Origin of the sequence: Metabacillus lacus (genome assembly GCF_009674805.1) — a bacterium.
GTDB lineage: Bacteria > Bacillota > Bacilli > Bacillales > Bacillaceae > Metabacillus_C > Metabacillus_C lacus.
This window is the reverse complement of sequence record NZ_WKKI01000025.1, coordinates 15928-30199: the sequence shown is the minus strand read 5'-3', so window position 1 is coordinate 30199 and position 14272 is coordinate 15928. Positions and strand designations below refer to the sequence as shown.

General features: G+C 41.0%; 13 protein-coding genes and 1 riboswitch. Of the genes, 11 read left to right on the top strand and 2 right to left on the bottom strand.

Going from position 1 to position 14272, the window contains the following annotated elements:
- Positions 1-51: 51 nt before the first annotated feature.
- Entirely contained in the window at positions 52-399 is a 348-nt protein-coding gene (locus GJU40_RS12895) for a single-stranded DNA-binding protein (protein ID WP_343031544.1), read from the top strand.
- 289 nt (positions 400-688) lie between these two features.
- Here the strand turns inward: GJU40_RS12895 and GJU40_RS12890 are convergent, their stop codons facing one another.
- Positions 689-3442, bottom strand: a complete 2754-nt coding sequence (locus GJU40_RS12890) for a DEAD/DEAH box helicase (RefSeq protein ID WP_154308250.1) — start codon at positions 3440-3442, stop codon at positions 689-691.
- Positions 3435-5039, bottom strand: coding sequence for an SWIM zinc finger family protein (locus GJU40_RS12885; protein WP_170289401.1), 1605 nt, complete (start codon positions 5037-5039; stop codon positions 3435-3437). The genes GJU40_RS12890 and GJU40_RS12885 overlap by 8 nt, the downstream gene beginning before the upstream one ends.
- Positions 5040-5264: 225 nt before the next feature.
- On the opposite strand from GJU40_RS12885, the gene GJU40_RS21265 reads away from it, so the two are divergent.
- The 10 genes from GJU40_RS21265 to GJU40_RS12845 all read left to right on the top strand — a co-directional run bounded on the left by GJU40_RS21265 (position 5265) and on the right by GJU40_RS12845 (position 14256).
- Positions 5265-5393, top strand: coding sequence for a YwzD family small protein (locus GJU40_RS21265; RefSeq protein ID WP_281350706.1), 129 nt, complete (start codon positions 5265-5267; stop codon positions 5391-5393).
- Positions 5394-5537: 144 nt separating this feature from the next.
- A riboswitch (cyclic di-GMP riboswitch) is annotated at positions 5538-5623 on the top strand.
- Positions 5624-5645: 22 nt separating this feature from the next.
- On the top strand, positions 5646-5777 hold the full coding sequence (locus tag GJU40_RS21260) for a hypothetical protein (protein WP_281350705.1): 132 nt from the start codon (positions 5646-5648) through the stop codon (positions 5775-5777).
- A 247-nt stretch (positions 5778-6024) separates the two neighbouring features.
- Positions 6025-6771: a YveK family protein gene (locus GJU40_RS12880; protein WP_154308246.1), complete on the top strand. Its 747-nt coding sequence runs from the start codon at positions 6025-6027 to the stop codon at positions 6769-6771.
- Positions 6761-7468, top strand: coding sequence for a CpsD/CapB family tyrosine-protein kinase (locus tag GJU40_RS12875; protein ID WP_425481225.1), 708 nt, complete (start codon positions 6761-6763; stop codon positions 7466-7468). The genes GJU40_RS12880 and GJU40_RS12875 overlap by 11 nt, the downstream gene beginning before the upstream one ends.
- Positions 7469-7602: 134 nt before the next feature.
- Complete coding sequence (locus tag GJU40_RS12870) at positions 7603-8367, top strand: tyrosine-protein phosphatase (protein WP_154308303.1); 765 nt, start codon at positions 7603-7605, stop codon at positions 8365-8367.
- Positions 8368-8638: 271 nt separating this feature from the next.
- Entirely contained in the window at positions 8639-10459 is a 1821-nt protein-coding gene (locus GJU40_RS12865; RefSeq protein ID WP_154308244.1) for a polysaccharide biosynthesis protein, read from the top strand.
- A 496-nt stretch (positions 10460-10955) separates the two neighbouring features.
- Positions 10956-11336, top strand: a complete 381-nt coding sequence (locus GJU40_RS12860; protein WP_154308242.1) for a prepilin-type N-terminal cleavage/methylation domain-containing protein — start codon at positions 10956-10958, stop codon at positions 11334-11336.
- Between the two features lie 538 nt (positions 11337-11874).
- Positions 11875-12498, top strand: coding sequence for a sugar transferase (locus tag GJU40_RS12855; protein WP_154308240.1), 624 nt, complete (start codon positions 11875-11877; stop codon positions 12496-12498).
- The gene (locus GJU40_RS12850; RefSeq protein ID WP_154308238.1) at positions 12499-13368 is read left to right on the top strand and encodes an NAD-dependent epimerase/dehydratase family protein; all 870 of its coding nucleotides are present in this window, start codon (positions 12499-12501) and stop codon (positions 13366-13368) included.
- Positions 13369-13386: 18 nt separating this feature from the next.
- The gene (locus GJU40_RS12845) at positions 13387-14256 is read left to right on the top strand and encodes a glycosyltransferase family 2 protein (RefSeq protein WP_154308236.1); all 870 of its coding nucleotides are present in this window, start codon (positions 13387-13389) and stop codon (positions 14254-14256) included.
- The last annotated feature ends 16 nt before the right edge of the window (positions 14257-14272 follow it).

The window sequence follows — 14272 nt, the reverse complement described above, 5'->3', positions numbered from 1 at the left end:
CGTATTGTTCATCTTCATATACAATAACGGGGAAGAGAGAGGAGGTGCAAAGTGTTTAATACTGTTATGCTGGTTGGGAGGTTGACTCGCGATCCCGATATTCGCTATACCGCAGAGGGTGCCCCTGTTGCTCATATTACGCTCGCTGTCAGCCGCCCTTTTAAGAGTGCATCTGGTGAGATTGAGACGGATTTTGTTCAGTGCACGCTTTGGCGGAAAACAGCAGAAAATACCGCAAACTACTGCAGAAAAGGCTCCATTGTCGGCGTGTCAGGCCGCATTCAGACGAGGAATTATGAAAGCAGTGACGGCAAGAAGGTGTATGTAACAGAAGTGATCGCCGATTCCGTCAGATTTATGGGAGGTAAGCCCCGCGAGCTTGCCGAAGTTCAGCCGTAAGAAGAGTTCCCCCTCTCGCCTCTATTTACTTCTTAGAGAAAATCAATTGTCATCCCTCGCACACCCCTCATTTTGGCCAGCCCTAAAACAGCTGGCATTTTTCAGAAGTGGTTGTTCTTAATAACGGTCCTCTCTACATAAAAAAAGGATAGCTCTTAGTGCTATCCCTGTTTACCCTTTAGCTTTTGCTGTACTCTTTTGTACAAGGCTTCCCACTGAGGCGCCTTTTTTGGATCTGTTGATGTTTCTTCTTTCTTTTTTGCTTTTCTTGCCATGGTTCACGCCTCCTTTAGGACAGCGATAGTGTGAACAGCTCTTCCAGTTCGTCGGAGGAGAGCTCGGTGATCCAGTTTTCGCTGGTGATGATTTCGTCGTTGAGCGACTGCTTTTTCTGCAGCATTTCATCGATTTTTTCTTCAATCGTTCCGATCGTGACCAGCTTATGAACATGAACGAAGCGGTTTTGCCCGATTCGGTAGGCTCTGTCTGTTGCCTGATTTTCTACAGCCGGATTCCACCAGCGGTCATAGTGAATGACGTGATTTGCCGCCGTCAGGTTGAGGCCGGTACCGCCGGCTTTCAAGGAAAGAATCAGGATGGAGTATTCCTTGTTTTGAAAGGTTTCGACCATTCTGTCACGCTCTTGCTTAGGAACACTTCCGTTCAAAAACAGTACTCTTTCACCGAATTCCTTCTGCAGCAGTGAGGAAATCATTTCGCCCATTCCGATATACTGTGTGAAAATCAAGCAGCTTTCTTTCTGTTCACGGATGGCGGTGATGAGCTCCAGCAGTTTTTCTGTTTTATGAGAGCGGCTGACAATCTCCCTTGCCTGCTCTTCTTTCAAATAAAGAGCCGGATGATTGCAAATTTGCTTCAGCTTGCCGAGCATTTTTAGGATCAAGGCCTTGCGCTGCATGCCTCCGACAGTGAGGAGCTGATCAAATGTGTCCTTAACGAGCTGCTCATAGAGAGACGCCTGCTCCACAGTGAGCGGAATAAATTCTTTTTGCTCCTGCTTTTCAGGCAGATTCAGGGCAACCTGCTCATCGCGTTTTGTGCGGCGCAGCAGGAACGGCTGAATGAGCTGCTGCAGCTGCTGAATTTTTTTCGTTTCGCGTTCTTTTTCAATCGGCAGCACAAACTTTTTATGAAAGTGATGAAGACTGCCGAGATAGCCGTGATTGAGAAAATCATAAATGGACCACAGCTCTGACAGTCGATTTTCCATCGGTGTGCCTGTCAGGGCAATGTGATGCTGCCCTTTCAGCTTACGGATTGCCCGCGACTGTTTTGTTTGGGCATTTTTTATATTTTGCGCCTCGTCCAGGCAGACTGTCGCCCATGTGACAGAGGACAATTCTTCATAATCCTGATGAGAAAGCCCGTAGGAGGTGAGAATTACATCTGCTCCAGATAGGGAGTTTTCAAAAGCGTCAGCCTTGGCACGGTTCGGACCGTAGTGCAGCCTGACCTCCAGATGCGGCGCGAATTTTTGAAATTCCTTTTGCCAGTTGCCAAGCACAGAGGTTGGCGCAATAATGAGCGACGGCATGTTCACGGCTTCATGCTGCTTTATATAAGAGAAATAAGCGATCATTTGAATCGTTTTTCCGAGTCCCATGTCATCGGCGAGGCACGCCCCGAAGTGCGAGTTCCTTAAAAACAGCAGCCAATCCACACCTTGCTGCTGATATGGGCGCAATACTCCCTGAAATTCAGGAGGAACGATAGTGGCTGGAATGTCGGACGGCTGAGTGAGCTGCTGCAGCATTTTTTTCATTTGCTGATTCATTTCAATTTGAATGTTTGCAAACAAGCGCGGGTCGAATTCTTCTTCCTCTTCTTCGTCATTTTCCGGCAGCTCCTGCAGCAGAATGTCTGAGAAATGAAGACCTTCTTTTTCAGCTCTTTTTAGCACAGATTTGACATGCTGAATGAATGCAGGATCGAGCTTGATCCACTGTCCGCGAATGTGGACAAGGCGCCTTTTGTCAGAAACAAGCTGCAAAAACTCTTCCTCGGAAAGCTCGACGCCATTCGTCGCAAAGCGCCAGTTAAAGTCGATGAGAGAGTTCATGCCGACATAGGACGGCCCTCTTGGAGTGGAGGAAATTTTCGCCTTCATGCTGGCCTGCGATTCTTTCACCACCTGCCACCATGAAGGAAGGAGAATTTCGATCCCCATGTTAACGAGAATTTCGCTGGCATCTGTCAGGAACATCCATGCTTCTTCCTCTGACATATATGTTGTGCCTCCTGAAAAGCTCAGCCAGGGCACGAGATCCCGCAGACGCGACTGCTCTCGCTCAATTTTGCTGTAGTAAGGAGTGTAGGAACTTGGCAAATCTTCAAAACCTTGAAAAACCTGAAACTCAGCTCTTTCATCCTTGCTTCGCAAAAACAGCTCTAATCTCCAGTCATCTCCGTCGTATTCCGGCTCATTGAGGCGCAAGCCAATACTGAACGGTGCGTCGTCACTGTACCAGCCGATCTTCTCCAGCCAGTCCTGCTCATCGAGAAAATGTCCTTCATATGTTTCCAGTGTCGGAAACTGCTCCAAAATATCTTTCCAAAGCTTTTTTAATGAAGGATCTTTTGATATCAAATCTTCAACGGCTGCTGAAAACCATTCCCCTTCATAGCCGATCAGCTCCACTGACTGCGGTTTCCAGTACCTTTCTTGAACTCTCCACGAGTCGAAGTCTGGAAGAAAGTCTCCGCTAGCCACCAGCTCATAAATTCGCTGAGCAGCGTGCTGTAGCTTTGCCGTTTCTTCTTCAAACGAAATGTCTGCAAGCGAGTTTCCTGTGTTCTTCGCGAACAGCTCTACAGTCTGCCACGGCGACAGAAGAAAGGCAGGAATGCCGATATAGCTGATATCTTCAAGAAAGGTTCCGTAGTAAGACGACTCATGCCAGGTGAACAGCAATCGTTTCATGTGCGGGAGAGTGAGATGCTCTCCTTCTGACGTGGAGCACCACACATAATAATGAAAATTTTCTACAGCCTCTGTGGTCACGGTGATAGAGTAGTTATGCATGTATCAATTTTCCTTTCTTCAATTCCTCCTGAAAAGCACGCAATCTGCGGTGCTTTTCTGACAGCTGCAACATAAAGTTTTCAAATTCTTCTTCGCGCTTCAGCTTTTTATATAAAGTGCGGAGCTTTTTCAGCTGACGGACAGCCTGGCGGTAATTTTCCCGCGTTTTGAATGAAATTTCCGAAGCGATGCTTTGGTGGTAAATCGGAATCAGCGACTCCGGCACCTCCTTGGCTGCTTCTTTAACTGTAACGGCGTCAAGATCATGGATGCTGTAGCCGAGCAGAGAATGCAGCTCCACCCACGTTTTATAATCCCGCTGATCCAGCAGGAAGATGGAGTACTCACCATAGCTGTAAGGCAGCATGCTGCGGCAGGCTTCGGCAAATACGGTGTTTGCTTTTGAGAAATCAGTGTAATCACGGATAATCGGCAGCAAATTTCTCACAACGCTGCGCTTTTCTTCATAGCGCTTTTGCCTGGCGAGATAGCTTCCCGCGTTGCTGATGAGATACTCAGCCCAGGCAGCACTTCTTTTATAATCTTTTTTCGCACTCAGCTCTGAAAACCAGTTGAGCACAACCGGGAAAGCTTCATCACTCAGTTTGTGCAGCCTCTGAAACAGCTGCTCATCTTTGCGCTGCAGAAAATCCATGTGCATCAGTGCCAGCTGATACACTTCATCATCTTCCTCTTCTGCTTTACTCAAGAGCCAGCTGCGTTCCTTGGAGATCCATTTGTCTCTATTTAAAAGAGCGGTCCAGAGCATTCTGTAGAGAAGCAGCCTTTCCTTTTGAAGAAAATCCGAAGCCGTCAAGAGCTCGCGAAAACGATCCACACTATCATCCAGCAGCGGATCCAGCGCAAATGGCAGGGCATAGCGCTTCATTTCTGTTAACTCTCTCGATATGTTATCAAGGAGCTGATCAACATAAGAATACGTGCTGTGCTGTAACGTTTCTTTTCTGGGCTCCGACTTATTCAGTATCATTAATATATAGAGAAACACGGCGAGCGATGTATGAATACTATAAAACCGCTGCAAATCAAATGAGCGCGGTTTTTTATCTTTCAGTCTTGGATAAAGCCTGTGGTACAGGCTGCTGGACGCCATACGCAAATTATCCGGATTGGACGCCCAGCGCTGATGCTGATAGTCAAAATAGGAGAGCCAGCTTTGAAGCGAGGAATCTGTTAATTCGGGCTCAGCTCCAAGCGCCCCTTTTTTCAAATGGGCCAGAATATCCGGGCTACTTTCCTCTTTCCAGGCTTCTATATACGTGCCAACCCGGTCCACGCCGGCATATACATATAGAAAAACAGCGATCAAATGGCGGCATGGAAAGCCATTGGGGCAAGAGCATGTACTTTTGTCCACGGAGGGCAGATGCAGCTCCACATGCACAGGCGTCACATCCTGCACTTTCGCTGAGACAAGGGAAGGATGAGATTTTACATTATACACACTGCCCCCGCGGTAGAGCAGTAAACCTTTCTTAAAAAGATTCCGGTCACTTTCAATATCAGGAGACAGCACCTTCTTCAGCAGCTCTCCTGCCTGAAGCACATCGTCTTTGTATAGTTCCCGATTCAGCATCGTCATGGCTCCTTTAACAAAGAAATTCAATTCCTTTATTATACCCTATTTAAAAAGCTGTGATAAAAGGTTTAAGAAAAAGAAAAAGCGGGCAGTTATACAGAAAACGACAGTAAACAGGAAAAATGTCTAGTTGTGAAACTGGCAAACTCTTATTATAATCAAAATATGTTTTGCAAAAATTGTAAAACGGAAGGGTAAAATGAAGATATGGAAGAGAAGCGGATGATGAAACAAGAACAATTTCTTGAAATTCTCATGAATGCCTATAATAAGGGCGAACGTTCCAATGTAACCACGAAGGAATTGCTTGAGGACCTGATTTTGGAGATTAGAAAAGTATATGCAACTTAGATAAATGTGTAAGGCCGCAAAGGGATTCTTTGCGGTCTTTGCGCTTACTCAGGACTTAAAGCCTATTCATGGGTATTCCTTCCTGTCGATATTACTGGTAGAAAAACTTCTTAAGACAGTATTCGACAACATCTGCAGGAACCGTTTACATAAAAGCAACCATGCTGAAAGGCATGAGGCGCAAAGCTAGAGGGGCTAACACCGTGAGGACATGCCAGCCAGCTGCTGAAAACGAAAGGGGTATAGAGAGAGATGAGTAATTGGCTTACACCGGAGGAAATGGAACGCAAACGAAAATTCAAGAAAAGAATGGGGCTTGTGTCACTGCCATTTGCAGCCATCCTGTTCAGCGCGTTGATTACAGTGCTGTTAAATAAGCTATAGAAAGAAAGCGGCCAATGGGGCAGTTGACAATATTTTGTCACAGTTCCAGAAGCCGCTTTTTTCTATTGTACACACATCCATCTTCCTGGGAAATATGAAGGAGAAAGGGGTTATATTGCAAACAAAGAGATAAATTGTAGAAAAAATTCAGGAGAAATTTGCTATGTGGTGTAGATATATGATAAATAACCGTTTATAATGAACAAGTATTTTTATATTTAGACAATTTTCCCAAGCGGAGGTACATATGGAAGAAACAATCAGCCTGAAAGAGCTGTTTTCAACACTAAAAAAACGGCTTGCACTCATTATCATTATCACAGCACTTGCAACAGCAACAAGCGGTATCATCAGTTACTTTTTCCTAACGCCTGTTTATTCCACATCTACTCAAATCCTCGTCAATCAGTCGAAAGGTGAACAGCAAATCTACAATGTTAGTGAAATACAAACGAACATTCAGCTGATTAATACGTACAGTGTGATTATAACAAGCCCGACAATTATAGATAAAGTTCGAGAGCAGTTAAACACGAATATGACAAATGAAGAGCTTAGAAATTCGATCTCTGTAGCAAATGAACGGGATTCACAGGTATTTAGAATTACAGCAGAACACCCAGATCCAGCCCTTGCTGTACAAATTGCAAACACTACGGCAAGTGTATTTCAAACTGAAATTCAAACTATTATGAATGTAGACAATGTCAGTATCCTGTCTCAAGCAGATCTAGGAGAAACTCCCTCACCTATTAAGCCAAGACCGTCGATGAATATGGCAATTGCCCTGGTAGTTGGATTAATGGCAGGAGTTGGATTGGCATTCCTGCTGGAATATCTTGATAACACTATTAAAAATGAAACAGATATTGAAAAAATGCTGGAGCTGCCAGTGCTGGGTGCAATTACACAGATTGATCATGAATCAGAAATGACCACTAACGTACCGGAACCAACAGCTTCAAGAATGAGAGGTGAGTCAGTTGGCTCGTAAAAACCGCAAGCAGATGTTTCAAATGCAAAACCGAAGTCTTATTTCGTTGACCAGCCCAAAGTCACCGATTGCAGAGCAGTATAAAAATATACGGACAAATATCCAATTTTCCCAGGTGGATAAAGAGCTGCGTTCGTTGATTGTTACTTCTTCTGGTCCAGGAGAAGGAAAATCCACCACTGCAGCAAATCTGGCTGTTGTGTTTGCTCAGCAAGGAAAAAGAGTGCTGTTAATTGATGCTGATTTAAGAAAGCCGACGGTTCATTATACGTTCAGGCTGGAAAATCATCAGGGTTTAACAAACGTGCTGACAAGGCAATTATCATTGCTTGATGCAGTAAGCACTTCTATGCAGGATAATCTATATATTTTACCAAGCGGGCCAATTCCCCCAAATCCATCAGAGCTGCTGGGCTCGAAAAATATGACCTCTTTGATAGAAGCAGCTAAGGAAGAATATGATGTGCTGATCTTTGACACACCGCCTGTTCTGGCAGTAACAGATACACAAATATTGTCCAGCATGGCAGATGGTGTTGTGCTCGTCGTAAGTTCAGGAAGGACAGAAATTGAGTCTGCAATGAAAGCGAAAGAGCAGCTGCAAAATGTGAATGCAAAAATCCTTGGAACCGTTTTAAATAATAAAAAACAAAAAGAGAGTCAATATTACTACTACTACGGGGGAAAAAAGTCATAATTCGACAGATTTCCCCCCTTTCCTTTTCTCCGGTAACGTGTTATATTTCTTCATGTATGTTTTACCAAAATAACGCAATTTTATGCAACATAACCATTTAATAGAATTATATTTACGAGGGAAGGATGACCAAAATGATCGACATCCACAGCCATATTCTTCCCAAGCTTGATGATGGCGCACAGACAATGGAAGATTCCCTTACAATGGCAAAAGCGGCTGTTGCAGAAGGAATTTCCAGCATCATTGCAACGCCTCATCATCAGAATGGAAGATACAACAACAACAGGCGAAATATTTTAGAAAGTACTGATACATTAAATAAAACACTATTGCAGGAAAACATTCCTCTGAAAGTCCTCCCTGGCATGGAAACAAGAATTTACGGTGAAATAGTCGAAGACCTAGAGAATAGTCAAATTCTGTCACTCAATCACTCAAACTACTTGTTTATCGAATTGCCTTCCGACTCTGTCCCAAGATATACCGAGAAAGTACTCTATGACATTCAGTTGCGAGGATACACGCCGATAATTGTTCATCCAGAGAGAAATGCCGGGATTACTGAGAATCCGGACAAGCTATACAACCTTGTGAAAAAAGGCGCCCTCACCCAAATCACCGCATCAAGTGTGTGCGGATATTTCGGTAAGAACATCAAAAAATTCTCACATCAGCTCATAGAAGCAAATTTAACGCATTTTATTGCATCTGATGCTCATAACATTTCAAATCGAACTTTCAAGCTGACTGAAGCAATGGATATAATCCATAAAGAATACGGAAATGACTTGGTATATCTACTTACGGAAAATGCAGCGCTGCTAGCAGAAAACAAGACTGTGTATAAAGAAATGCCGCAGCACATTAAGAAAAAGAAATTTCTCGGAATCTTTTAAACTACTATATATGTTTCAGGCTTACATAGCCTGTTTGGCAATGTCTCCTCGCCATTATCAATGGAGGCACTCGGTTATGCTGTGGGCAAGATATCTTGCCTTAGACGCGTGTTGTCGCTGGTATGGCGTGAGGATGGGTTAAATGCCCAATTTTAATTTTAACTCAATCTATAAAACACTATAAATAGTTAATGATAGATCGTTCAGAGAATGATTTATCATTAACTATTTATTTTAAAAATCTTTATTTATATGGAAGGGGAACGTTGCGTTGACGTACCGAAAAAGAATTACAATACTATCACTGCTCGACTCGCTGATTGTGTTGACCGCCATTTATTTCAGCTATTGGATCCTTCATCCTCACTTTGGAATTTTCAAGCTTGAAACCCTTCTGTTCAGCTCACTTATTCTGCTGGTAAGCCACCATGCTTTTGCGGCCGTTTACAGACTGTATAATAAGGCATGGGAATATGCGAGTGTAAGAGAATTGGTTTCAATCGTGAAAGCTGTCAGCTATTCCATTTTAGCGACAGGTATCGTTCAAATGGTGTTTTTTGGAGACGTATATGTACGAACACTGTTGATTGCCTGGATGCTTCATGTCCTGTTAATTGGAGGATCAAGATTTTCGTGGAGAGTATTTCGTGACCGTTATATGAAGCCTCACTCAATTAAGAAACGAACATTAATCATTGGAGCAGGTGCTGCAGGGACAATGGTTGCAAGGCAGTTGTTGAATAACCGTGACGTTGAGCTAGAGCCTGTTGCGTTTATTGATGATGATTTTAGAAAACATCGTTTGCATTTTCTTGGACTGCCGGTAATAGGGGATGCGACTTCTATTGAACAAACAGTTGAAAAACTCCAGATTGATCATATCGTGATTGCAATTCCTTCACTCGGAAAAGAGGAATTAACCCGGATTTTTGAGGAATGTTCAAAAACGAATGCTAAAATAGAAATTATGCCGAGAATTGAAGACCTCATGGTTGGCACCATATCGGTTAATGCGTTTAGAGATGTACAGGTAGAGGATTTGCTTGGGCGTGAGCCGGTCAAGCTTGATATTGATAATATTTCAGAAAAAATTACAGGGAAAACTGTCCTGGTAACAGGAGCAGGCGGGTCTATCGGCTCGGAAATCTGCCGGCAGATCTGCAGGTTTTCTCCAGAGAAACTTGTTTTGGTCGGTCATGGTGAAAACAGTATTTATGCGATTGATATGGAATTGCGAAACAGCTTTGGAAAAACAATTGAAATTGTGCCTGTGATTGGGGATATTCAAGATCGCGAGCGGATGTTTTCGGTATTGTGTGAACATAAGCCAAAGGTTGTCTATCATGCTGCTGCTCATAAGCACGTGCCATTAATGGAATATAACCCTCAGGAAGCTGTGAAAAACAATGTGTTTGGAACGAAAAATGTAGCGGAAGCTGCGGATGCAGCCGGCACTGACACATTTGTCTTGATCTCTTCTGACAAAGCAGTCAACCCGCCGAATGTAATGGGTTCTACAAAACGGATTGCGGAAATGATCATTCAAAAGCTTGATCAAAGCAGTAATACCAAATTTGTTGCAGTTCGCTTTGGAAATGTACTGGGGAGTCGTGGAAGCGTCATTCCGCTATTCAAAAAGCAAATTCAAAACGGCGGACCGATTACTGTCACTCACCCTGATATGACACGCTATTTTATGACAATTCCTGAAGCGTCGCGACTTGTGATTCAAGCAGGATCATTGGCGCGCGGTGGAGAGGTATTTGTACTAGATATGGGAGAGCCTGTTAAAATAACGGATCTGGCTAAGAATCTGATTAGACTATCCGGCTATACAGTAGAAGAGATTGGTATTCAGTATTCCGGATTGCGTCCTGGAGAGAAGATGTTTGAAGAGCTTCTTAACGAAAAAGAAATTCATCCTCAGCCAGTTTTTCCGAAGATTTTTATTGGGAAAGCTTTGCTTGATCAGGAGCAGGAGATACAGTTTTTGCTGCATAAGTTTGAGAGCTTCACGCAAGATGAACTGAAAGAATTTGTCGTGAATATTGCGAATCGAAGAGAAAATAAGATACTTGCACTTGTTGAATAGAGAAAGACTAAGATGAAGCGAGTAAAGCAAGGGATAGTACGGCGCGAGAATTTCACAAAATTTCTGCCGGCCACAAAAGCTATTATTGTTGATAAGCTAACTTTACAGTTTGTAGTGGAAAAACTTTAGCAGTTGGCATAGAGAATATTATTATTGTAACGGCGCTAGAGCATTGGTCAGCATCTGTAATTGGATGCAGACAGTCTCAGATAGTGGGATAATAGATTCTTCTGTACTGAATGGTCGCAGTTTTCGAGTGGATAACTTAATCCAACTGGTGTGTGCTTATGATTCTGAAGGTAAGTGAAAGCAAAAGTTTGAAAGATAAATACATTATACCCCGAGAATTGGAAATAGGTTGTGTTCTATTCGAGGGGTATTTGTAGTGCGGAAATAGATTGGTTAAAGATTAAACTTAATTACCAACTACTAACTACTCATATTGGGTAACATCTTAGATCTGCTTTGTTGCTAAAATTTAAGGAGGTAGGTCTAGGTGGAAACTAATTTAGGCAAGAGAATTGGTAAAGCGATGAAGGATAGTCGTGGCTTAACGTTGGTAGAGTTACTAGCTTTAATTGTTGTGCTGGGTGTTCTTGCAGGTATAGCAGTGCCTACTGTGTTAAGTCTGATTGGAAAAACTGAGGCAGATGTGTGTTTGAATAATAGAATGGTGCTTAAGAATGATTATGAGAGGGAGTTAGTTCTTAGGGATTTGGCACATATGGATGTACTGTTTGAGGATTATTTAATAAATGTTGGCGTAGTTTGTCCTGTAGGTGGGATTGTTCGTTATAATGATGGAGAAGTTTTATGTAGTGAGCATTCAGAAGCAGGGGATGTTGAGGAAGATGATGTTGTAGTGCCGTTTTTGTGAGGACTTGAACTTGCGGATCAGGTGATAATTGTTTAATTATTGGGAAGTCTTATTGGTAAATAAAGAACCACAACATATAGTCTTAAAAACGTGAAAAAATACAAGATAAAGTTCATGTACTATATATGAGGTTTTATCTGTGTACCATACTGGTCTTCTGACGATTAGAAAAAGATAAAACGCTAAAATTGAATTTGAAAAAGTTGATTTATCAGTCTTTTCCAGCTTGTAAAACATGGAATAATATTGAATATACATTGGGAACTGAGTATCGTAATCAGATAAGATGCTGAAAGTCTTGGGGCATATGGTTTCCGAGTGTTTTTGGTAGTTTTTAAGAGTTGATTGAATGGTAGTTTAACAGGAAGAAACAAGGTTGAAGTTATAGTGAAAGTGAAAAAACAACGTGATTGAATGTTGTTGATTGAATAGATATTACGAAGTGGGGATTGATTATAGATTAGTTATAGTAGGTTAGTAGTTGGTTGAAAGGAGCTTTCAATTAAGTACTAACAAACTTTCAAGGAGTGTAACGGTTATGTACATGAAAATAAAAAGATTAATAGATATAGTTCTTTCTTTAGTAGGGTTGATCGTGCTGTCCCCTATTTTTTTAATTCTTATTTTAGGAATTAAATTAGGCTCAAAAGGTCCTGTCCTGTTCAAACAAAAACGTGTCGGAAATAAAAAAACACATTTTAATATTTTAAAGTTCCGTACGATGAGGATTGATACTCCAAAAGATACACCGACACATCTATTAGATAATCCAGATCAATATATTACTAAAATGGGCAAGTTCCTTAGAAAAACTTCGTTAGATGAATTGCCTCAGATCTGGAATATCTTTGTTGGACAGATGAGTATTATTGGTCCTAGGCCTGCGTTATGGAATCAGTACGATCTTATTGCTGAGCGTGATAAGTACGGTGCAAATGATGTGCCCCCGGGATTAACAGGGTGGGCGCAGATTAATGGTAGGGATGAACTTCCTATTGATATTAAGGCAAAGTTAGATGGGGAGTATGTTGAAAAAATTGGATTATGTATGGATATTAAATGCTTTTTTAAAACGATTGTAAGTGTTGTAAAAAGTGATGGCGTTGTTGAAGGTGGAAAGGGCGTAAAAAAATTAGCAGGGAATAAGGAGAAGGTTAATTAAATGAAGAGGATTTTAATAACTGGTGTAAACAGCTATGTCGGTAAAAGTTTCAAAAAATGGGTGCAACGTTACCCAGATGAATATTATATAGATTCTATAAGTTTAAGAAAAGAATCATGGAAGGAAAAAAAATTTTCCAGCTATGATGCAGTTTTACATGTAGCAGGAATAGCACATGTCTCATCCGACCCTAAGATGGCAGGTCTATATTATAAAATAAACCGTGACCTTACAATTGAGGTTGCTAAAAAAGCAAAAGCAGAAGGTGTAAAACAATTTATGTTTATGAGCAGCATAATTGTGTATGGTGATGGTAGCAGTGAAATCAAGGTAATTGATAAAAATACAGTACCTAAACCAAGTAATTTTTATGGTGATAGTAAGCTGCAGGCTGAAGAAGGTATAAAGCCTTTAGAGAGTGATGAGTTTAAAGTTTTAATTATTAGGTCACCTATGATTTACGGAAAAGGTTCAAAAGGGAATTATCCAAAGTTAGCAAAGGTTGCAAAGAAGTTACCTTTTTTCCCTGACATTGATAATCAGCGAAGTATGCTTCACATTGATAATTTATGTGAATTTATTCGAATAATGATTGAGAATGAAGAAAGTGGACTGTTTTTTCCACAAAATAAGGAACATGTGAAGACAAGTGAAATGGTACAGTTAATTGCTGAGGCGCATGGGAACAAGATTAAATTAACGAAGCTCTTTAATCCAGCTTTGAATATTTTAGCTACTAAGCTTAATTTGGGTATTATGAACAAACTATTTGGTAACTTAGTATACGATTCGGATATGAGTGATTATAAATTTGAATATCGAATTAGGGATTTAAAGGATTCAATAGTTCAGTCTGAAAACTTCAAATAATTTTGTGAGGGATGTTTTATGGCAGATTTAACAGCAATTGTATTAACGAAAAATGAAAGTAAAAATATAGTAGCATGTCTAGAGTCTATTAAAGGTTTTGCTGAACGAGTAGTAGTTGTTGATAGCGGGAGTACTGACAAAACTGTTGAATTAGCACAAAAACATGGTGCAGATGTTTTTATTAATAAATTTGATTATTATGCTCAGCAATTTAATTGGGGAATCGACAATACAAGTATTACAACAAAATGGATACTACGCCTAGATGCTGATGAAAGATTTACCACAGAACTATGCAAAGAAGCTGAAATGTTGATGGCCCAACATGCAGATGAAGATGATGTTAACGGTATAACAATGGAAGCGTGGTTATACTTTTTAGGTAAACGTCTAAAATACGGTGCTAGTAAAAAGAGAAAACTAATGATTTTCAAGCGAGGAATTGGTAGGATAGAGGACCGAAAGAGGGATGCTCATAGCGTGTTATCATATGGTCGTTCTGTCGCATTAAAAGAACGTTTTATCCATCATGATTTTAAAGATATTAATAGTTTTATAACAAAATATAATTATTACGCCACTCGTGAAATGGAAGATTATATAGCTTATAAAAAAGGAAATACTAGCGAAATTCAAACGGATAAAAAAATCCAAAGTACAAGAAAAAAGAAATTTGGATTATACTATAAGGCACCAAGATTTTTTAGAGCATGGTTATGGTTCGTATATAATTACTACTTTAGATTAGGTTTCTTAGATGGAAAAGAAGGCTATATATACCATTACTTTGAATGCTATTGGTACAGATATTTAGTTGATGCAAAAATATATGAATTTGAAAAGAAAAGTATAGAAGAATTGGAGAAGCTTAAAGCTTTTAATGATTGAATTAGTATATAGTGGA